Annotated in this window: 14 protein-coding genes and 2 pseudogenes; 4 read left to right on the top strand and 12 right to left on the bottom strand. The window is 57.8% G+C overall.

Annotated elements, in window-relative coordinates:
• Nucleotides 1–14: 14 nt before the first annotated feature.
• Together XI04_RS08495 and XI04_RS08490 are read right to left on the bottom strand one after the other, a co-directional pair.
• Nucleotides 15–1,639 (bottom strand): annotated as a pseudogene (locus XI04_RS08495) (3-hydroxyacyl-CoA dehydrogenase NAD-binding domain-containing protein); the annotation flags it as partial.
• A gap of 744 nt (nt 1,640–2,383) precedes the next feature.
• Nucleotides 2,384–3,739: an aspartate aminotransferase family protein gene (locus XI04_RS08490; RefSeq protein WP_271623575.1), complete on the bottom strand. Its 1,356-nt coding sequence runs from the start codon at nt 3,737–3,739 to the stop codon at nt 2,384–2,386.
• 132 nt (nt 3,740–3,871) lie between these two features.
• On the opposite strand from XI04_RS08490, the gene XI04_RS08485 reads away from it, so the two are divergent.
• Entirely contained in the window at nt 3,872–4,810 is a 939-nt protein-coding gene (locus XI04_RS08485) for a MurR/RpiR family transcriptional regulator (RefSeq protein ID WP_271623574.1), read from the top strand.
• Nucleotides 4,811–4,857: 47 nt separating this feature from the next.
• Here XI04_RS08485 and XI04_RS08480 read toward each other — a convergent pair.
• The 5 genes and pseudogenes from XI04_RS08480 to XI04_RS08460 all read right to left on the bottom strand — a co-directional run.
• Nucleotides 4,858–5,224 (bottom strand): annotated as a pseudogene (locus XI04_RS08480) (IS5/IS1182 family transposase); the annotation flags it as partial.
• Between the two features lie 209 nt (nt 5,225–5,433).
• Nucleotides 5,434–6,828 carry an MATE family efflux transporter gene (locus tag XI04_RS08475; protein WP_271623573.1) on the bottom strand — a complete coding sequence of 465 codons (1,395 nt, stop codon included), beginning with the start codon at nt 6,826–6,828 and terminating at the stop codon, nt 5,434–5,436.
• A gap of 42 nt (nt 6,829–6,870) precedes the next feature.
• A complete protein-coding gene (locus tag XI04_RS08470; protein ID WP_271623572.1) occupies nt 6,871–8,424 on the bottom strand; it encodes a phosphopantetheine-binding protein in 1,554 nt (517 codons plus the stop codon).
• On the bottom strand, nt 8,405–10,069 hold the full coding sequence (locus XI04_RS08465) for an AMP-binding protein (protein WP_271623571.1): 1,665 nt from the start codon (nt 10,067–10,069) through the stop codon (nt 8,405–8,407). The genes XI04_RS08470 and XI04_RS08465 overlap by 20 nt, the downstream gene beginning before the upstream one ends.
• 1,437 nt (nt 10,070–11,506) lie before the next feature.
• Nucleotides 11,507–11,929, bottom strand: coding sequence for a hypothetical protein (locus XI04_RS08460; protein WP_271623570.1), 423 nt, complete (start codon nt 11,927–11,929; stop codon nt 11,507–11,509).
• On the opposite strand from XI04_RS08460, the gene XI04_RS08455 reads away from it, so the two are divergent.
• Together XI04_RS08455 and XI04_RS08450 are read left to right on the top strand one after the other, a co-directional pair.
• A complete protein-coding gene (locus XI04_RS08455) occupies nt 11,928–12,209 on the top strand; it encodes a helix-turn-helix domain-containing protein (protein ID WP_036012081.1) in 282 nt (93 codons plus the stop codon). The two genes, XI04_RS08460 and XI04_RS08455, sit on opposite strands and share 2 nt — an antisense overlap.
• 158 nt (nt 12,210–12,367) lie before the next feature.
• Entirely contained in the window at nt 12,368–13,276 is a 909-nt protein-coding gene (locus XI04_RS08450) for a LysR family transcriptional regulator (protein ID WP_271623569.1), read from the top strand.
• 235 nt (nt 13,277–13,511) lie between these two features.
• Here XI04_RS08450 and XI04_RS08445 read toward each other — a convergent pair whose 3' ends face one another.
• The 3 genes from XI04_RS08445 to XI04_RS08435 all read right to left on the bottom strand — a co-directional run bounded on the left by XI04_RS08445 (nt 13,512) and on the right by XI04_RS08435 (nt 14,725).
• Complete coding sequence (locus XI04_RS08445) at nt 13,512–14,027, bottom strand: DUF2285 domain-containing protein (protein ID WP_442869393.1); 516 nt, start codon at nt 14,025–14,027, stop codon at nt 13,512–13,514.
• A gap of 67 nt (nt 14,028–14,094) precedes the next feature.
• A complete protein-coding gene (locus tag XI04_RS08440; RefSeq protein ID WP_271623567.1) occupies nt 14,095–14,289 on the bottom strand; it encodes a transcriptional regulator domain-containing protein in 195 nt (64 codons plus the stop codon).
• A 163-nt stretch (nt 14,290–14,452) separates the two neighbouring features.
• On the bottom strand, nt 14,453–14,725 hold the full coding sequence (locus tag XI04_RS08435; protein WP_271623566.1) for a DNA -binding domain-containing protein: 273 nt from the start codon (nt 14,723–14,725) through the stop codon (nt 14,453–14,455).
• Between the two features lie 615 nt (nt 14,726–15,340).
• Here XI04_RS08435 and XI04_RS08430 point away from each other — a divergent pair.
• Nucleotides 15,341–15,622, top strand: coding sequence for a helix-turn-helix domain-containing protein (locus XI04_RS08430; RefSeq protein ID WP_271519284.1), 282 nt, complete (start codon nt 15,341–15,343; stop codon nt 15,620–15,622).
• Between the two features lie 874 nt (nt 15,623–16,496).
• Here the strand turns inward: XI04_RS08430 and XI04_RS08425 are convergent.
• Nucleotides 16,497–17,384 carry a TauD/TfdA dioxygenase family protein gene (locus XI04_RS08425; RefSeq protein WP_271623565.1) on the bottom strand — a complete coding sequence of 296 codons (888 nt, stop codon included), beginning with the start codon at nt 17,382–17,384 and terminating at the stop codon, nt 16,497–16,499.
• Between the two features lie 1,457 nt (nt 17,385–18,841).
• Nucleotides 18,842–20,056, bottom strand: a complete 1,215-nt coding sequence (locus tag XI04_RS08420) for an EAL domain-containing response regulator (RefSeq protein WP_271623564.1) — start codon at nt 20,054–20,056, stop codon at nt 18,842–18,844.
• Nucleotides 20,057–21,783 lie beyond the last annotated feature (1,727 nt).

The following is a 21,783-nucleotide window of genomic DNA, read 5'->3' as shown; positions in this document are numbered from 1 at the left end:
ACTCAGTAAGACTAACCGAAGCGGCCGGCTTCGCAGAGCGCGTCCGCGATCTCCGACGTGATGCCGCGGTCCTTGCGCGAGCGCCAGCTGAGTCGAGGCCGGCGAGATCGCTCATCGCGAACGGGCCCATCGGCATGCCGAATTTTGTCACCACGGCATCGACCTGCTGCGACAGCGCGCCTTCGAACAGGAGCTTTACGGACTGCTTGCCGCGCTGGGCGAGCATGCGGTTGCCGACGAAGCCGTCGCAGACGCCGACCACGGCCGGCACCTTGGCGATTTTTCGCGCGATCGTCACCGCAGTCACCAGCGCATCCGGCGCGGTCTTGTCGGCGCGCACGATCTCGCACAGCTTCATGACGTTGGCCGGCGAGAAGAAGTGCATGCCGAGCACGTCCTGCGGACGCTTGGTCGCCTTCGCGATCTCGTCGATGTTGAGGTACGAGGTGTTGGATGCGAGCACGGCGCCGGGCTTGGCATACTGGTCGAACTTGCCGAACACCTCTTTCTTCACCGCCATGGTCTCGAACACGGCCTCGATGACGAGGTCGGCATCGCCGACATTCTCGATGCCGACGACGCCATTGATCAGCGCCATGCGCTTGGCGGGCGCATCGGCCGGGATGCCGCCGCGCGCGGCGGTCGCTTCCCAGTTCTTCTGCATGATGCCCATGCCGCGCTTGAGCTGCTCTTCGCCGGCCTCGATCAGGGTGACGGGCACGCCGGCATTGGCAAAGGACATCGCGATGCCGCCGCCCATGGTGCCGGCGCCGAGAATGGCGACGCGGTTCACGGGCCGCGGCTTGGTGCCTTCAGGAACGCCCGCGATCTTGTTGGCCTCGCGCTCGGCAAAGAAGGCGTAGCGCTGGGCCTTGGACTGGTCGCTGGCGACCAGCTTGAGGAAGCCCTCGCGCTCCTTCTTCAGGCCTTCGTCGAAGGGTAGGTCAATGGCGTAGCCGACGGCATCGGCCGCCGCGAACGGCGCCTCCAGGCCGCGCGACTTCTTGGTCATGGCCGCGACCGCATTGGTGAAGATCGAGCGGTCGGCCTTGGCCGCGGCGATCTTGGAATCGTCGTCGCGCAGACGCCGCAGCGGGCGCTTCTCGGCGATGAGCTTGCGCACGAAGGCTTCACCGCCGGAGGCCGGCCCCTCGATGATTTCCTCGATCAGGCCGTTCTTCAGCGCTTCCGCAGCCCCGATCGGGTCGCCGCCGACGATCATCTTGACGGCGAGCTCGGGCCCGACCGCGCGGGGCAGGCGCTGGGTGCCGCCGGCGCCGGGCAGAAGTCCGAGCTTGACCTCGGGCAGGCCGAGCTTCGCGTCCTTGCTCGCGACGCGGAAATGACAGGCTAACGCAACTTCGAGACCACCGTCGAGCGTGGTGCCCTGGATCGCGGCTACGATCGGCTTCGGCGAGTTCTCGACCTCGGAGAGCACGTCGTTGACTCCGGGTGCCTTCGGTGGCTTGCCGAATTCGGTGATGTCGGGGCCGGCGATGAAGGTCCGGCCGGCGCAGGTCAGTACGATGGCCTTGATCGCGGGATCAGCGATCGCAGCCTTGACGCACTCCAGAAGCCCGCCGCGCACCGCGGCGCTGAGCGCATTGACCAGAGGACTGTTGACCGTGACAACACCGACTCGTCATGACGCTAGAGCTTAACCAGATCGCTCACGCTGCACTCCTCGGTTAATATATAAAATCGGCCGGGTGGCGACCAGTCTTTCTGGCAAGAAATCTCGGTTGCGACGCTCCAAATGCACCGCAATGATCGTATTTGACAGCAACACCAATCGAAGGAACTTCACTTCGGAGATCAAGTAGAATAACAGGAGACCGATTTATGCAATGGCTCCCAGGTTCACGCATAAATTCGGCGACTCCCGGCTTTATCCAGCCGACCTGACGATCAGACCGTCTACACTGGACAACCGCTCAACGCGGGTTGCATCCGTTCCAACAAAAAGCTGCTTCGATAGCTCTCTCGCGCACAGCGCACCGCGACAACCTTTTCTAGTCCGGAATATTCGCCCCTTATCCAGCCCTTGGTGTAGATTTGTGATGCTCTCAAAGCTAGATTCGGATATTCAATGGCCATAGCAGACGATAAGCTCTTTGCACGATCGAGATACTTTGCTTGTTAGTAGCGTGGTGAGGCATAGTGACTCAGAACAATGATCACTCCGCGGCGCGCGGCTGCCGCCCTATCTAATCCCATTGCCTGACGTTCACTGGGCGGGTGAAATCGCCTAGCTCGCAATGCTGTCGACACGGGAAGTCGGGCTTGGATGGCTGTGGTGTAGCGAATGCTGCGGAAGACAACGCAGCCAGCAGCGCGACGATGGAGGCGGTCGTCACTTCCCCAAGCACATAATGTGCCTCCACTATTCCCACGGCGACTGCTGATTGACGTCCTTTGCTGCTTCCACAATTGCCGTGGTCATATCTCGGATGTCGCTGTCGCTCATGGGAGTTGAAAGTGCCCCTGAACAGTTTGGCGTCAGGAGATAGCCGCGCTCTAGCGCGGCAAGATGAATTCGCTCGATGGCTTGCTTCTGCGACGGCGACGAAAAAGAGCTTCGGTAGTCGCCGATCGGGCTCGTCTTCGTGTGCACTCGGAAAAGAGAACCCATTCCGGTGACTTGAGTAGGAAGCTTTTCTTTTTTGAATTCCTCAGAGAGGAGGGCCCTCATTGTGTCGCCCATTCGGTTCAGCCGCGCTATAGCCTCCTGGTCATAGGCCCTAAGGGCAGCGCACCCTGCGGACATACTTAGTGGATTGGCACTGAAGGTGCCGCCATGCGAGACGGGCGGCTTGCCTTTCGTATGATCGAAAATTGCCATGTGTCGCGCTGGGCCCGCGACCGCGCCGACCGGCAGGCCGCCCCCGATGATCTTTGCAAGGCACACGAGATCAGGCTCGAGGCCGAACAGACCATGCGCCCCTTGAAAAGCAAGGCGATAGGAGACGACCTCATCGAGAATAAGCAGGATTCCATATTTTCTGCAACAATCCTGCAGCACTTCGCAAAATTCAGGTTCTGCCGGAATCATGCCGACGCGCGAGGCGAGCGGATCGAACAGGATGGCGGCAAGACGCGCATGATGCTCTTCGATTAATCGCCGGCAGTCAGCGGCGTTGTTGTAGGGCAGAACGAGAACATCCGCAGCGACCGAGCTCGGCGCGCCTCGCGCATAGAGAATGCTTTGCGGATCAGCACCCCAGTTCTGAGGATTTGAATCGAGACCTACTTCTACATAGTCATACGCCCCATGAAATGCACCTTCAAACTTGGCGATCATCGGACGTCCGGCGATCGCGCGCGCCGCCTTTACAGCGAACATAACGGCTTCGGTGCCGGAATTAACGAAACGCAACTGCTCCAATCGGGGGGATCGGGCTCGAATTGTTTCCGCTAATTCGGTTTCCAAAGTCGTTGGCAGGCCGAACGCGGTACCGGAGTCAATCACATCGTGCAAAGCTCGTATGACGGGCGGGAACGCATGACCGTGCACGAGGGAAAAGAAATTGTTTGCACAATCAAAGATCTTGCGACCATCTACGTCCGCCACCCAGCATCCCTCACCCCGCATTGCGTAAGGCGGCTGAGGCGGAAAATAGGGTGCAGAGCGCATGCTCCCGCCCGGCGTAATAGCCTTTGCGCGAACAAACTCGGCTCTCGAGCGCGGCCCAACAATCTCTTCTTTGTCACGCGCCGAGGGGCGTAGCGGGCCGTGCATTGTTGATTCCTCCGTTGCCTGTCTAGGGGTTGCTCGCGATTGGATCATATGACCCCTCTCTAGTCAATATGGATCATTTGGTTCAGACAATTTATGCGATTAGGAGAGAAAGTTCTATAAGTGGAGCCTTTCATGAATCAGCAAGCGACAGACATTGACGCGAAATTACGCCAGCTGATGCCGAAGGTCCGAGGGCGTATTGCCGACGCGATCCGCTTTATTCTCGCCAACCGAGATGAAGTCCCCGTTCGTTCCATGCGAGATCTTGCGAAGCGCGCCGACGTCCCGCCAGTAACATTGGTACGGCTCGCCCAGCGACTTGGCTTTGAAGGCTTCGACGACTTTCGCGAGATCTATGTGGACGCGCTGATCAACGGCCAAAGTCGAAACTTTGGCCAGGCAACTCAACTCATGACCCTCGCACAAACAGAAGTCGCTCTTGGATTTGCAGCGAAATTTGCGGAACGCGAATTCGAGTTGCAGAGACAGGTGATCGCGGCTCTGAGAGAGGAGACGCTTAATGGCGTTGTTGATGCGCTCGCAAACGCGGAGCGTATATTCGTTGTTGGGCGGCGAACGCATTTTGCTGCCGCGTACAGCTTTGTCTATTCGCTGCGGAAGGCAAAGCCCAATATCTATTTGCTTGATACCGGCGGTGGGCTGGCGCTCGAGCTCGACCGTCTGACCAGCAAAGATGTTTTTATTGGCTTTACCTCCTATCCATACAGCCGCATCACGCTAGGCATGGGGCAGACAGCACGTTCTCAGAACGCCACCGTTATTGCTGTGACCGACAGCGAGAATGCCCCCCTAGCTCAAATTGCTCATTTTGTACTCTTAATATTCAATCGCGGTTACGCCTTTCCTGATTCAACCTCCGCCGCGCAACTAATTGGTAGCATTGTTGTTTCGCTGACTGTCTCAAAGCTTGGAAATCAGGCGCTCGATCGCGTCCGCAGAAATGAGCTGGAGATACGAGATTCCGGAGAGTATGTTGTCGAGCAGCCCTCCAGCCGCGTGACGCGATTTCCTGAGAAGGAACGCGCTCGTTCGAAACCAAGCAAGCGGTAGCCAGGAAAAACTCTCCCGGGTCCGCTGTGAAGAAACGCGGGCGCGCGCTAATCTAAGCGCTCTTGAGCCGGGACAGTTTTTGGCGAAGTCCTGGATGATGGCACGCAAGAGTCCGCAAGCAATCGCAGGACCAGACCGAAGTTGTAGCTGTCCGCGGCGAGGATAGCGTTGAGGCGGCCCCGACACCGCCCTTGAGATAGTTGCGGTACATGCGGTGCTCGGCCTTGCCCTCGCCGATGACAGGTCAATAGCCGCGCGGCGCGTCATCTCGCGACTGATGGAAGCCATGACGCGGCGGACCTGACCCGACCCTGACCGGTGCGGGTGGTTGTGGCCGCGGTACTCTTTGTCGACGTGGATGCGGCGAGCCTCCACGCAGGTGAGCTTCTCCATATCGGCGATTACGGGGGCGAGCGCGCCCCTCGAAGGGATCCGAAGCCATCGGTGCGGTTCCTATGGGCCGCTCGCGATCAGCTTTATCAGCACGGGACATCAATCGGCGAGCGCGACGATGCAAAGAAGTTGAGGTCATTCGGAGGTACACTCTCCAGTCGCAGTGCTTCGGCAACCAGCCCGGAAGGATGACGGCTGGCTGTTTCGCCGCGAGCTGATGCCGGATCAACTCAAGGAGCCCTCTGATTCCCTTCTGAATATGCTGGTCCTGCTTGCCTGAGCTCAGCGAACTCGCGCAACATGACGAATAACGCGATCATTCCAGCGCCGAGCTCAGCAATTGCCTGGCTGGCCAACACTCCACTGAAGCCCGATATGAGAGGGAATAGAAGTACCGCCGGTATGAAGAGATACCCCTGCCTGGCGAAAGACACCACCGCGCTGAGGCGTGCTCTCCCCAGCGACTGAAGCATTGTGGTTACGAAACTCTGAATACCGTAAAGGCCAAAAAACAGATGAAAGACGATGCAGCTCGAGACGGCAATTTCGGTGACCTTGTCGCTATCGCTGAATAACCTGACCAAAGGCCAAACAAAAAGCATGACGGCTGCGGAATACGCAAAAGAAAGCGCAACGGTGATAGAGAGCATAAACTTCGCAACCTTCATTACACGAGCAAGGTCGCGCGCGCCCCAACAGAACCCCAGGACAGCTTGAGAGCCGATACAGACTCCAGTGATAGGCAGTGCTCCGATTGTCAGGACTCTTACGGCAATTCCCACCGCCGCGATGAAATCGTCACCGAAGCGCGCAGCGGCTCCGTACAAGAACATACCGGCAAGAGCGGCTAAGATACTTGTCGTCGTCGCTGGCGCTCCAATGAGCGCGAGTTGCCCGATACGATCTGCTCGTAAGGAGACCTGAGATATGCTGACGAGCACCGTGCCGAGCCGCGTGGCAAAATACGCAATGTAGAGGCTTATAGCGGCGATCTGTGATATCAGCGTCGCTAGGGCCGCGCCTCGTACACCCAAGCCTAGCAAGAAAATGAAAACTGCATCAAGCAATGCGTTCAGTATGAAAGCTGTCAGCATCGTCCACATACTGAATCGCGTGTTGCCTTCAGCTCTTACGATGAAGCCGCTGACGATGTTTAGGAGCATCAAAGTAGACCCCGGCAAGAGGATCGTGGCGTAGTCGAGCGCGATGGGCAGGATGGTTGGACTTGCCCTGAGCGTGACGAAGATGCCTCGTAGGGTAACAAGCAGGGCGATGGTCATAATCACCCCGATTGGAGCGGCGAGCGCAAGCGCCGTACTGGCACCTCGGCTCGCCTCTAACTCATTACCAGCACCAAGATGACGAGATATGAAGGAGGCAGTACCCACACCGATCCCCTCTCCCACCGCCCCGAGCAGAAAAATGATCGGCATAGTCATGCTGACGGCAGCGATCGCCTGCGCACCGAGGGAGCCAACGAAGATAGCGTTGAGGGCCTGCTGAAACGCGTTAATCGACAACCCGATAACAGATGGAATGGCAAGCCGCAGAAGAAGCCTCGGGAGCTTTTGGTCCGAGAGATCCACATGCCGGCTTTTCTTTCGCGTTGCATTGCGCTCATTCATGGTTCACACGTGCGAGCGCTGAGAATTCATCGATCATCTGCATCAGCTCCTGTTGCAAGACCGTGCAAAGATGGCGGCCACCTCATAATCGGCCCTGCTCGGATCATGTGTCAGCCGGTCCGAAGTGGGTAGGAGTCTGTGTCTAGAAAACAGCCTGCGAAATGGCGGTGCAAACCGGCGCGATAATTCACCCCAAGGCAGCGGCAGGTGATCGAGCCGACACCGCACGACTGGATCTCGGTTTAGGAATTTCAGGGCCAGAAAGCCTATTCCCTCACGTGGCAGCGCATTCCGCTGCCGGTATATCAAACGAGCACGGTAGGAATGCGACTCGCTGCCGCTGACATTCAATGGAAGCCGAACGAGCTCGCTGATAAGGCCAATGATCCGAGATGAATCGAAATCGTCAAACAGCCGACCTCGTGTCCAGGTCACGCTATCAATCCAGAGCGAGTAGTTGTCGAACAACGCTCCGCACGCGCTGGACAGAGCAGCAAGAAACGCATCAAAGACCTGACAAGGCGCTGATCTGGCCCCATTACTAAGGAGACCCGCTGTCGCCTCCCGTTCGATCTCAAGATGGTACTTGGCCTGATCTACCCGGAGCGAACGGCCGCTCGCATCCTCCCGACGACGTCCGAGACTTGCATCGTGAACCGTTCTCGCGCTTCCTTCAACACTCGTGCCGTGCGATGACGCGTCACTGACGCGCAAGCTGAATTGATCGCAGTCAATATCCTCACGGTACTTGATTTCGTCTGGTGCTTCGCTGTCCGCGTAATTCTCGAGGCGCTTCAACCGGGAAGAGAGCCTTTGTACGGCCTCGGGGCCGTTCACACCATGGCCTGTAGCAAGAGCGTTGTAGGCATCCTCCAATACTTCCAAGAATAGCCGATAGCCGATCCCAACCGCCACGACATGATGCATCAGCACCAGGAGATAGTAATCGCCGCTTTCCGAAGCACGAGACGCAGCGATGTGAACAAGAGGCGTGTGACCGTCAAACCGAAACATGTGTTGACGTTCTGCCGAGACGATCTCGATTGTCCTGCGCTGGTCTGGGCTGACCATCCGGACGAGATCAATCTTTCCCACAATGCGCTCGGTCGGACAAGGCCCAATCCCCAGCCCTAGTCCATCTTGGGTTCGGGCAAAGCGCAGCCCGAGGCCTTTGTGCTTCTCGATAACATGAGCGAGAGCGTGGTCCAGGTTCTTGATGTTCAGGATGCCGCCGCGCAAGAAGAACAGAGCGCCGGTGGTCGGCGTTCGGTAAAGTTGGTTTCCGGCGAGATTCAGCCCGGCTTTGCGCGCCAGCGTGACGCAACGCACGCTCAGAAGAGAATCGCGCCCGATATCAAGGAAGCTGCTGTCGATTCCGCCCCCCTCGGCGCATAATAGATCCTCCCAGATCCGAGCAAGAACTCGCTCGTTCCTGGTGCGAGGCTCAGCAGATGGACTGGTTTCTATCTCGCCGTAAGGAAGGGAGGATAGACGAGCACGGTCTAGCTTTCCGCTCGGCGTTTTGGGGACACTATCAACCAACCTGAAGGCTGCGGGAACCATGGAAGATGGCAACTTATTGCGCAGGTGGGCCAAGACTCTCTCCAGAGCTTAGATTGTGGCGAGCGGGCACCGTCAATGGGCGATCGTCATCGAAGCCTTCTGCGAAGACCGCGGCCTTTGCCATTGCGGGATGAGCCTCAAGGGAAAAGTCGACCACCTTGATTTGGTTGTCCGATCGCCCGCAAGTCTTAAGAATGCCGCTGGTTGATATGCGTGCGATCTCCCTACTTCGATAAAGTACGTTGTATTGTCCGCCATCATACGGATTCGGCACGAAGCAGCGGTCAGTCCGGTCTTGATCCCGCCAGTACCCGGCGCTCGGACAGCGGCCCGCGATGCACAGTTCGCCAGGGGCTCCAAGAGGCACTCTCTTCAATCGCGAAACGACCACGTAGAGTTTGACGTTGTCCGTTGGCCGCCCCACCGGGATAAGCACCGAGTTGTCATCCGCATCTGATTTTTGGTGCACGGCTGCATTGGACGCACATTCCGTCGCACCATAGAGGTTCCACAACGCCACGACCGAAAAAGACTCACGCCAGCGAGCTGGCAGCAAGGAAGGCATCGGTTCGGCGCTGCTTGTGACCAATCTCAAGGTGGTCCTTTGCGGTTGTCCGTTCGCGACATAAACCTCAACGTTTTGAATTGGCCTGCCGATCGGCACATAAGGCTCAGCCAGCGCAGGCGCCTCGGAAACCAGATGATACGTCACGCTGTCGACGCACTCGGTCGGCCCGTAATGATTGAGAATGGAAGCGCGGGCATACAAGGCAAGCCACGCACGCGCTAGTTCGGGCGTTAGTGGTTCTCCGATCGTAGAAACAATCCGCGAGCCGTCCATGGCTCGATCTGCCGCGGCAAGCGACTGCAGATATTCAACAAACACTGCCAGCAGCGACGGAACGAGTTGGACGATCGTAGCGCCGCATCGTTGAATTGCTTGAAGGAGCGACGACTGCGATCTCACCGTGGCATTATCGATGATTGATGTCGAGGCTCCGACGCAAAGCCCAGAAAGAAGCTGCCAAAGCACAAAGCAGTGCGACGCCGTTTGCGCGACGCAATCCGTCTGAGTGAGACTCAGAGCATCGAGCTTTGCCGCCAAATGATTGTTTAGGCCGGCGCGTTCGATCATTGCGCCCTTAGGCTGGCCCGTCGAACCAGACGTAAACAGAATATAGGCAAGTCCATCCACGAACGGCGATGGCACAACAGACGAGGTATGCCCCCCGGACGGGGCCGCCTCTATAGCTACGAATTGAGGAGCTGCCTTTCTGCTATCCTGAAATGGGCTGAGCGAATCCGGCCGCCGCTCTCGGCCCATCAACAAAGTACAGCGGCTCTGCTCGATCATGAAGGATGTACGGGAAGCCGGCAATGATGGATCGAGCGGTAGGTACGTTAATTCAGCTTTCAAGATTGCGATGACAGCGATCGCGCAGTCGAGGTCCAGCTCTCCCCAACAGCCGACAATCGCGCCGCGAGCACCCTGCTCTCGTAAGGTCGTTGCAAGGGCATCCGATCTTGATCGTAGCGCCTCATATGTGAGTTCGTCTGCGCCGTGCCTCAGCGCAACTCTCACCGGCTTCGAACCTGCAAGGCAATTGATCGCCGTGGTCGCGTCGACCGGTTGACGTTCCCTCGAGTGCTTCTTGGCTGATTGATTTTCCGTAGTCACGCGCCCCGCCCTTGTCGCCTTCTTTGGCGCTCAAATCGGAACGCCGGAGCTCGTCATCGAGGTGTGCATGCGCAACCACCCTGATTCCGCACGTCGTAAGGTTGTCTCCGTATGACCTTCTGGGTGTTCGCTTCTGGCTCGATGATCGGCATAGGAACAGGAGGACGCTAGGACCCCGCGCTCACTTTGGCACCTACCTACTCTTGTAGAGGACCTGCCATCGTCTGCATGCCACCCGCAATCAGCGCGCCCACAGGCTCGCTACGGTTCGTGATTGGCGTAACTGTCCGATTTCCCGGCACTTGAGCCGGCACCACCCATCGAGAGTCCACATTCGGCCACAACAGCTGCTCTTGGTTGGTGAATTGCCGCGCAGCTTTCGTCAGCTTTTGGAAAGCTAGCGTGAGTACTAGAGCCGCTGGGGTTAGCGAGTCGTGGCAGAGAGAGCGCCACGACCAGAATGGGACAGCGCTGAGTCACGTTCCAGCTAACCTCAATCTGCAGCGCAGGCGCGGCAGCCTACAACTTCGCGGCATTCTAAAGAGGCGAGGTGTCAGCTTGATACCGAATGGGGCGAGGCTGGTGCCAAGGTTAGCGGCGCGTGGCAGGGACAGCGTCTTTGAAGGCTTTCCCACTAATACGCGTAGTGCCCCGCGGTACCTCTCGGCAATACCACTTGGTTGCACTGCGAGTGGGTTGCATCTCCAGGAACAAGGGTGGCCAGCGCCCCAGAGACTTGCGGCATCGGCCAGGAACAGCGCCTTCAGGTTTCACTACTCGGTCGCTGAGCCACCCGCTCGTTTCGCTAGCATAGTGTTAGCCGGAGCAGCATCGGATTCTTTTGCCATGGCGCCAGTCTTCTGCGCTGCTCTCGGCTGTTCTGCAACAACTCTTTCCTGACACCGTCCTCACGCTCGGGCACCGCTTGGCAACATCGAAGTCCCTCAGCTGAGTGACTTAAGGGGTAAGCCGGCCCACAGCATTCGGATAGCCGGAAAACGCCAAGCCGAAATCTCTCAGCTAATCTCAACCGCGCACCGAATCTAAATTCCCTCGCCCTCACGCATCATGGAACGATACGCGTGGCCATCTGTTCAACTTCATAGTGGCGGACCCTATTCGCGACTACTCGCCGCTTGCCCTCAAGCCATCGCCCGCGCGTACGAGAGACGCTACGAGGCTTGCTCTGGGGATGCCACTCTTATCACTGCGTGCCGACAAAGTAGGTTGCGACTTGCGTATCGCGTTGATTTGAACTCGTCGCAAATTGATCGCCCCCGCGCGTTCCTTGAGCCTGAGCCAAAAGAGTTCGCCGTCGTGCCTATTGAACGGACTGGAGACCCAAATTTCCTTATCAGGCTGACGGCCGCCTGCGGAACGCTCCCAGAGATGTTGTAGGTAGACGAAATTTTCCTAGTCCAGAGAATGAACGAAATATTAGGGTCGCTGAAACGCGCCGTCTGCGCTGATCCAGTATAAATCGCTGACCGGCTGTCGCTGCGATCGCGGTCGTCTGCGCCGGCTCATTTCATCGGAGCTGCAACTCCATTTCGATGAATGGAGGAACATCGCCTGTCTCAGTGAGTATCTTTGTTTGCCTTGAGGCCCTTCGTGCGAATTTGGTAGCGGAATCGAACCGCTGCCAAGGCAGCAGCAATTCGGGTGAACTTCGGCCAGCGCCCGGAAATCCTGCGCTGCCGCGAATTGAAAGACGGTCGACATACCGGCCCATGTGCGGGCCGCTCCGTAGCGTCCGGGAAACGCGATAGGGTGGCACGCATACTCTTCAATCCTGGTGATGTTTTTAGGATGGTTATAGCCAGTGGTTTGATTATCGTCGAAATGGCTGCTTTCGCGCATGAGAGCTCGTGCGCTTGTGGCTTACAATGTGCGCCGGATCCGCGTCCAGCGCGGTATTCCGCAGGAGCAATTGGCTTACGATGCGGGAGTTGATCGCTCCTACATGAGCGGACTTGAGCGCCAACAAGCGAACCCGACAGTCGATCTTCTTGATCGCCTTGCCGAAACGCTCGGCGTAGCTGTTTCCGAACTGTTTGTTCGGCCATCCAAGGGCGCCCCGCCACCTGCAACCTTACCCAAAGGCCGCAAGCCGAAGCCGGCACGCGGCAAAAGGACTTAAGTCTGACAAACACCATCTGAGACACTGATGTCGTGCGCGACCGGCGCAGGTATCGCGCTCATAAGAGGATTTTATGCGTTTCGGACGCTGACACGCAGCGATCCGGCCATGCGCATCGAATATTGTAATGGGCTTTGATTCTGGCGCCGGAGCAGACAATGGCGGCTCGAGACAATGAAGTTCCTCTAAATGCCATCCGAGCTTTTGTGACGGTCGCCCGCGAAGGCAGCGTCACGCGCGCGGCCACCATTTTGGGGACAACGCAAAGTTCGGTCAGCCGGTATTTGGCTGTACTGCGGGATTATCTGGGTGCTGATCTCATCGAGCGGCGTGGACGGCGCAGCGATTTAACCGAGTTCGGAAGGCTATTCGCAAATGCAGTGTCTGAACCGCTCGAAACCGTCAGCTTCACCGCGAAGAGAATGCGGCGCCGTGCAGGCGCAGGAACGAATCGGATCGTGGTCCGCACGTCACTGTCGACCTTTTCTTTCTCTATCCTTATTCCAAATCTGCAGGCTTTCTCGTCTGAAGCTGGTGGCGTTATCGTAGACATCATCAGCTCGCTGGCGCCCCCGACATCTTCGGATGACTTCGATATTTTGATTACACGGGATCTTTCCGTCATCGAACCCGCCGACAGTTGGGAGATTTACAAAGAGGAGCTCGTGTGCGTCGGCCCGCCAACTCTGGTCGGAGGCAGAGAGCTCTCGATCGTTCGCACAACCCCAATACTGAACGTCACATCCCGTCCCGACATCCTACCGACCTGGTTGAGGGCCATGAATTTGTCTTCGAGCGACATACGAGTGGGCGCCCGGTATGATCACAACTATCTTGCTCTGCCGGCGGTCATGACGGGAAAATGCCTTCTTGTCGCGCCGGAAATCATCGTCGGAGATCTGGTCAGAGGGGGCGCTTTGCAGATCATCCCCGGCACCCGCACTCGAAGTGGCATGCGATATCGCGCCTATGCCGTAGATCGCAGCGCGCACCCCGAGATCGCACATTCTTTTTGTCGATGGCTGGCTCGTCTTTGCAAGAAGGTAGCACCTGCGCAGGCGGCCTGAGGCTTGGCGGTCCCCCAATCCGTGCAGGAGAGATCAATGCCCTCAGGTCGCGAGCGCTCAGTTTAAGACAATTGTTCGAGGATAGTCCGCAAAAAAGGAAGTAGCGCCCCTCTGTTGCAGCAATCAAGACATGAGATATCGGAGCGCAAAGCCTTTATCCTATCCACATCGTGCCAGGCAGCGGAAGAATTGGCTGACAGCACGGAAGACAGGCCATTTATCGCGCCGCAACCCACTACTTATCACCCCTGCCCCTGCGTCTGGCGAGCAATGCTCGCCAGCGTAGGCGCATGAGCCGCTGCCCCAGCTTAACAAGTCGAATGGTTCGGCTGCGCAAATCGTCTGTTTTCCAGGCGCGCTCGGCAATACGATGACTTCTAAACAGGCCTTGCGCGATTTGGCGATAGCTATTTCCTTGCTGCCATCCGTCCACTGCGCGCAACGCCAGGATCAGCCGACGCCGCTTCGAAGCGGGCAAAGCAAGTGGGGCATCTCCGAGCGCCCGACGTTGAAGGGCAAGCCAAAATCGACGTGCGGCCCGAAGGCGGAGCTCGAAATCGGCATCGAGCGGCAGATCAACGGCGACAGCATATCCGCTCCGCGGAAGCTCTCTTAGCCAAAGGCGATGCTTCGTGCCCCCGAGCGGCACGATCGCATGCCATCCATCCGGCGCAGGGCGAAGCTCGCCGCCGGGCAGATTGTTCAAATCGAGCTGATACGTTTTGGGCGCAATGCGGCCAGCCGCCCGCACAGCCAGTACCGTCGGCAGCACCTCAGGTGCCCAAAAGACGGCTTGCTTGTCGAAAGTGGTTTGCGGATCAGCAGGAAAACGAGAGTCCCCACTTGCGTCGGAACTCGCCCGCCGCTGCGCTTGAACGTTCGCGGCGACATAACCGCTTATAGTCCTGTTGGTAGTCGCCGTCCCGGCGCAGCCACTCCCAGGCCAGGTCGGCAGCATCTGCCGTGTTCAGGACGCTGTACGCTTCCTCAGATCTCCAGTCAGTATCCGCCATCGCACCTTTCCCGCATAATATTCAGACGCGGGAAAATGCAGCCGATGATTGTGGCGCTTTCCGGCTGCTTGCGTATCGTGTGCGCGTCTTCCACACAACTAATCGATGGAACAATCGACTTTTGCGATTACGAGGATTGCGACAACGGCGACATCCGCGCTGATCATTGTTTTGGCCAACCGCTACGTAGCAGATCACGATAGCCCTTGCCCGCTAGCCACTTGGCCCGCGTCAGATGACTTTCGAACGTGCGTCGGGCTCGATCCGGTTCACCGGTCGGGTCAAGCCCAAGCACGATGCGCGCGATTTCACGCCAATCTGCCTTGTCAGCGTCGGCATCAAGAAGTCGCACGTAGGCAACGGCGTGCTCCTTGTCATAGGACGTGAGCTCGTCGACGCAAGGCGCCAATTCTGCGATCTTCGGCTCGGCTGGCACTGCTTAAACTCCTACCCAGCTGAAAAATCTACCGAAATCAGAGCGAGGATAACTAATTTCAGGTCGCTTTGGTACCTACCCAATGGTCGCACGCCAATCTCCTTTCGCGCCAAGACGCAATCGCATATCGGCTCACATTGGCCTGTTGGTTCCATGCTGCGCTTTCTCTTTTTCAACGTAGTCCACACTGGAAGCGATTACACATGCGCCCCGTAACTGGGTTGTCCCTGCTGTTTTAGCGGAAGGTCATGGTGCTTCGTGGTGACGACCCGTCAGACGTGTGAAAGGCAATAACCAGAATCTGCCAGCTGGAGAATATTCGTTTCCCTTTCGAGCTCTAACTGAACATTCGTCCTATCCAGTCGCGGCGCACCGAAAACAGCGCAGGTATTTCCGAGCGCGGTGGCCCTCTCTGCTGCTAATCGCAAGCTATTGCCCGCGCAGAGCGCTTGCGATGATCGACGAGAAGACGGCGCGCGCTACCCTCGTCAGCACCTCACCATTGCCTGATTTCTCGGACAATTGGGGAGGACAGCCACTGTTGGGTCCCAGCTTATTGTAATAGTCTGGCTATAACCAGTGGTTTCATAATCATCGGAATGGCTGCCTCTGCGCATGAACGCTCGTGCGCTTGTGGCCTGGAATGTGCGCCGGATCCGCGTAGAGCGCGGCATTCCGCAAGACCGATTGGCCTATGATGCCGGGATCGACCGCTCATACATGGGGCGCATTGAGCAGAAGAAAGAGAACCCGACTATCGATCTCTTGGAACGCATCGCCACGACTTTGGGTATTCACTTGTCGGAATTATTCACACAGCCGGCTAAAGGCGCAATGCCGCCCAAGCCGATGTCCAGAGGGCGCAAGCCGGCACGGCTTGGCCGAAACAAGACGTGATTATTGAGCCACGTCGCTAAGGGTCGAGCGGAATCGAGCCGGAGCGGCCCACGTGCTTCATCAATCTATATCCGATGATTCCAATCTCCTCCTCCAGCCGATGTACTGCCAGCAGGGTTCCGTTTGGCGCTCCCTGGGAGCGGCCTGCTATAAGGCGAAGCATCTTCGAACTGAGGGTCTGCGCTGCTCGCGTAATCCTGCCGACGGTGGCCTGAAACCGAAGTTTTCGAAGAGTCCGGTTAGAGCTTTGGTCGGTTTGTCGGCTAGGCCTCAGGTGATCGCAATGGCCCAATTGAAAGACTTCTGCAAGGGCATGGAAGGCCTTACTACCTTGGTGCGTAAGAGCATGGGCGCAGATTCGCCCCCAGGAGCTGTCGGGCGAAAGGATTAACCTCATGTACGGCTCGACCATGAGACCTTTCCGCTGGCCCGAGATCGGGGAGTTGAAATGCGCTTGGAGGGGCGCAATTTAGGGCCTCCTAGAAGGTCCGATTGAGGGCTTGTTCTTCACACCTAAGACGCCGGCGCAATCGCCACGGGATAGTTTCTGCCGGGGCGGCGCAATGTGAATCACGGACATCGGGCGCCTCGCCAGTTGGCGAACAGGTCTGAATTGGGTGTGAGCAACCTTGGGCCTGACTGTCCCGGAGACGATGAAAGGGAGCTGCTCGCGGAGCTAGAGCCAACAGATGTCAGATCATCAAAAATGCAGCGTCATCGGTTTGACCGGCGAAGCAGAGACGATGCCTGAGATTAATCCTATTAGGGCTGGAAGAAGCTTAACAGGTGGCAGCTGCGCCCGTTAGCCGTCCTCGCGCACAACTTGGACTTGGGTCTCCGGGCGCCTCACATGATCCGGGAGATGTGGACAATGTCAGGCCGCCTTTGCCGCCCTCGATTTTGGCCTCTTCACGCGCGGTACGCGGGCGTCAATCGCAAGCTGGTCCATCATCCAGTAAGGGCTGCTGGATTTGCTGACGGGGTACGGCTCAGTCGCGCGATTGTCCCAGATTACGACGTCGCCTGATTTCCATTTCCAGCACAGCGTATTCCGGGGCGCGATGAGATAGGACTGCAGCCGTTCAAACAATTTTTGGCTGGGATAGCGCTGCAGGCCAACGAAGTTTTGTATGGAACGACCGAGCGAGAGCATACGATCGCCAGTCTCGGGATGAACCCGAACAATCGGATATGCCGTTTCGTATATCGTTCCTGTGGATACGCCACACCAAGGCCGCTTGTTGGCTTCGGTGGTCCTCTCTGTCGCAGTGAGATCAGATACCCCGAAGCTCACAGCCCAGAGATTATCTGCGAGCATCCGCAGAGGATAGGGAAGATCAAGATATGCAGCCGCCCTGCTCGACCAAGCAATGTCGCCGCCAGAAGGCGGGACCGCTGCGAGCCGCAGCACCGAGATGGCTGTGCGGACGCGCTCATCGTCCATCTGATTGAGATAACTCCAGGCGCGATCAGGCAGCTCCTGCGGCATCGCTAAACCGCCCATCGTGTCCGCCATTGTCAAATTCCGTGCCAGCGAGCCGAGTCGCAGAACAAAACGCTGTTGTTGGGCATCGTCGAGATGCCCCTGATCACGGAAGAAGATGACCTTATGCTCTAGCAGCAGCTGGCGGAACGCCACGATGACATCGTCAGGTAAATCGCCAGACAGCGTGATGTTCTTGATTTCGGCACCAAGCCGATCCGCGTGCTTGACGATGTTTGCCCGCGGAATAACGCTATCAACAGCTATACTTCCACTCATGACGGTGCCTCTCTCTGCTGTCTAAACACGCTCCGCGGCGGTGGTTGGCGACAAACCGGCAAGACAATCTTGATAATACGCATCCGAATTATCTGAGCGTGCTCACTACTGTTCAATCAAGCGGCCGCCCCCTGACACACACCACCAGTATTTTAGAATCCAGCGTTCCTCTGCGTGTCGACACAGCCATTGCCGTTCTCAAAGAATACTCGCATATAGGGCCACCACATCGATTTGCAGCCTCATCAACAGTGCAGATCATAGACGCAATCCATGTCCAGTCCATGAAACGAAACCAGCTTTCTTTTCGAGCTTGCGCAAGGTTCGCCTTGTCTCAGAACTGATGCTTGGAAAATCCTCCAACAATGACTGCGTCGTCCTCATTCAACCCGTGCGACCTCTGCACAGAAGAGATCGGAACTGTTTCGCTGCATGCGCTCGCGAAGCGGACAAGACCCACCGCCTCGAGAACAATATCTACTTAAAATAGTATATAACGACACTCCGCCACTTCAACGGGTAATTGATCATTTTTTTGCGATTTGGAGTTGTTCAATGCGCGACTTGTTTGATGAGCTTGATCACTTGCTGCCACGGCCTGGATTATCGGCCGAAGCGCAAAAGGTGAACGATGCAACCTCCGAGGCAGCTTAACCACGGACTCAATCCCTCAATTTTCGAAGCTTGTAGTCGGCGGCAATTCAGGCTGTTGCGGCGATGACCTCCGTTTGGTCCGCCTGAAAACTTAAATGCTCCTTACGGACCTTGTTTGGCTTCGTGGCAGTTGAGCTCACACAACGGAAACAGAACGCCGAAGAGACAGTAACGCGTCTCTGCGCCTTTAGACCTCGCAAATTTCGGACGGCTATTTTGCCTTGCCATAAGCGCGACACTGAATGCCACGCCGGACTACAGATCGTAAGCCGGGATCTATTCCTTATCGGTCTGACTGTCGCAACTAATCAAAGCCGCCGATTTGAGCATACTCGCCCGAGATCCTCTTTGGCCTGGGCCACCGATCTCGCCGGGCTCAACGCTGCCGGTCTCATCGCGCGCGTCTAAACAAGCAGCCAATCGCCGTGCTGTCGGCCACCCCAAACTGCTTGGCGGCCCGATTGTGGGACAACAGTCCTCAATCGCGGCTATTACGCCCTTTCGAAAACCCAGAGAATATGGCTTGCTCATTCATGCCCGCTTCCTATCCGGCCAGCACGGTGAATCGGAACGCGCTGATTCGATTTCCAAAATCGATTCAGACTAGCTCCATCCCGCTTCAGGTGATCACCGTCTCCAGACTGAAGCCGTCGCACGAACAGAAGCTGTTCCACGAGCCCCCCGCCCAATTTCATATGGACGTATGATCTCAGTGCGCGCTACATCACATCTATAGTCGTCGCGGCAACGCTGTTGGTCGTCCGGGTGTTCTCCGCGCTCCGCTATATGTAAGCCGTCGCCGCTCACTCCTGCTGCATCATGGTCGGCGTCAAAGCGGCTTGAGCAAACTTCTTCAGCGGCATCGGCTTGCCGAACAGATAGCCCTGGACGAGGTCAAAACCGAGCTCGCTCACGGTCGCCAGATCAGCCCCGCTCTCGATGCCTTCAGCGACGGCGCGCGCGCCGTAGCCCTGTGCGAGCTCGACGATGTGACGGCACACCGTGCGTTTTAGCCGGTCATTGCCGCAGCCGGCCACGAATTGCCGGTCGGCTTTCAGCTTGATGAAGGGAATCCTGTCCAGTCCCATCAGCTCCGGCCAATTTGCGCCGAGATTGTCGATCGACAGACCGATATTGTGAAAGCTCATCTCGCGAGCGATCTCGGCCAGAAACTCGAGATCATTGATCGCCTCATCGCTGGCGATCTCAATCGTCAGCCCCCCAAAGGCCGGGTGCATCGGCATCCGGCGGCAGAGGTCGCGGACGGCCTGCGGCTTTCTCAGATACGGTGCCGGCAGGTTGATCGAAAGATCGACCGCGGTCTGCCGTTCCAAGAGATAATGCCAGTCCTGCAGGGCGCGCTCGATCACGAACTCGGACAATTCGCAGAAAAATGGGTCATGCCCCTCCGGAATGAAATACGCTGGCGGGACCACGCCCCAGGTCGGGTGTCGCATGCGCACCTTCGCCTCGGCACCACGGCGAACCAGCGAGCGCGCGTCAACTTTCGACTGATACCACAGCTCGAGCCACCCCCCATGTAGCGCCTCGCCGACATGCACCGCCGGGCTCGGGGCCGGCTCCTCGGGCAGCAGCATCGTCACGCGGTCGCGGAGTGTGTCGGCCGCAAAGGGCGTCGTGAGCGGCGGCAACATTCCAAGTCCATATTCTCCGCCGACCTGCTGCACCGCCTTCACGACAATCGAATCTCGCGCGCCGACAGCGAGAACCTTGCCCTGGAATCCCGTGCGTACGAGAACTTCCAGGAATTGGCCAGGCTCGATGCGATCGGCGCCAATGCCAAGCAGGACGAGGTCCGGCAGATCGGCGGCGAGTATAGCTCGCAGCTCGCTCGCGCTGCTGCATTCGCTGGTGACGAAGCCGAGATCCTCTAGCACCTCGCTCATGAAAGCGCGCAGATGGCGCTTGCTGTCCACCACGCATACGCGCGGCGTCATCTTGCGCCGCCCGAACGTCTTCAGCCTCGGTCCGGCAATCTCACCAATCACATCGTCCATCGCAAACCACTCCCGTTTCGCGGCGGTGTGTTAACGGCGGGGCCGGCCAAAATATGGAGAGGTTCGGCACGATTGTTGAATAGTCCAGGTAAGCTTAAAGCAGCCTTCATTCGTAAAATCGTCGAGACCGGCTTTGCAAAACGTTTACGTTTGTCCCATCCGGCGCCATCGCACTCACTCATTGCCCTTGAATTTTCGAGCGAGCCGTTGGTCAACGGCTCCTAGCCGCAGGTTGGATAACTCGGTGCAATACGGCCCGAGCGCGGTGTCCTCGACTATGAGGTTGCCCCTCGCACAGCAGCGAGGGCGCCAGCGGCAGGGCGGCCACCTGACCGATAGCGCCTTTACAACCGATGGCGGAAAGGGGCCGCACTCCGCTTTGTCATTCTGTTCGATCAAAATGGAAAGGGCGTAAGCATCGCGCTCTTACCTCGCGAACACTTGCCGGAACAGATCCACCACGAACTTACGCGGCGTCTTACCGGCATCTTGAGAAACCACCTGAACAGGCGCATGCACAGGGCACACCTGATGATCCATCCGAAACTCTTAGTGTGAGTGAAACGGTTTGTCGTTGGCCTTACTTCCCTCGATCCGCTCTATTGGGTCGTACGGCTGCTTCGATGAACTTGGCGCTTTGGGGTCCAGGCGCCATTCAGACCGCCTGCCGGATCGCTTGTTGGCGGCTCACGGGGCGCCCCATCGAGGCCCGGATCGATTGGCCCGAATGGCGCAATTTGCTCGGAAAGCCGAGTAAGAAATCGCAGGACCCGGCGGACCAAACGCGCGATCGCGTCGTGGACCCCGGCGGCGGCATGTTTAGCGTTTGTCAGCATCCTCACAATTGCGCCGTCTCTTACAATGTTCACGATGCGCCCGTATTGGCGACATTGGCGAATGATGTCACTGCTGTCACAAAGCCTCGCTCGCCTTCGGATCTTTCAGCAAGTTGCATGCCGGTCACAAAAATGAGCTCCAGAATGCCCTTTGGAGAACCTGCCTAGAGCCGGCTTGTTGAAGCCCGCAAGCTAGATTGGCGAGCGGATATTCACGCGTCCGCTCTGCCGAGGGCACTAGCCACACTCAGGTCGGGCTATTCGCAGCCGACATTCTCGCTTTTGGCCATGCGCTCTGATAGGCTCCGCCGCGCCGGACACGACCGAATTGGCGCTGACAACCGCGCCGCCTCACCACGATGTCCGCTGCTTGGGCTACGCCTCATCACTGCGATGTGGTGGATAACAGGTGGGATGTCCCCGTCGCAGCCAACCGGCGACGGGGTGCCGCACACTGCACCGGCCGGTGCGGCATTTTGGTACTTGTTAAGAACATCGCCAACATTTGGGCGTGCGCTGAAGAAGCATGACCAGTCTCGCGGTGACCGCGCGAAGACGCGACGCAACGGTCGGTAGCGGGCTGTGCGAGACTGATCCGGAGCCCTTCTTGGTACTTGATCTTGCGCGTCAGGGTATCTGCTGTTCAGCTCGTCTCACACTTGTCTCGCATTAACGCGTCCCTTCGATCAACATTCGCGTCTCCCTATATTGTGCGTGTCAGGATCGGCCGCCTTGAACTTCGTTGGCGTATTCCAAACCAATGCCCTTGATCCCCGGCGTTCGGGGCCAAGCGCGGCTAGGCGCACATAGACCTCGTTTTGCCGCCGGAGTGCCGCGCGGCGAACAGGATGGAAGTGGAGCGTCGACCATGATGAGAGGGCTACGCCGGGC

It is taken from the genome of Bradyrhizobium sp. CCBAU 11430, assembly GCF_028128855.1.
GTDB classification, from domain to species: Bacteria; Pseudomonadota; Alphaproteobacteria; order Rhizobiales; family Xanthobacteraceae; genus Bradyrhizobium; species Bradyrhizobium ottawaense.
The sequence above is the reverse complement of the archived record's forward strand: the minus strand, read 5'-3'. Positions and strand labels throughout refer to the sequence as shown.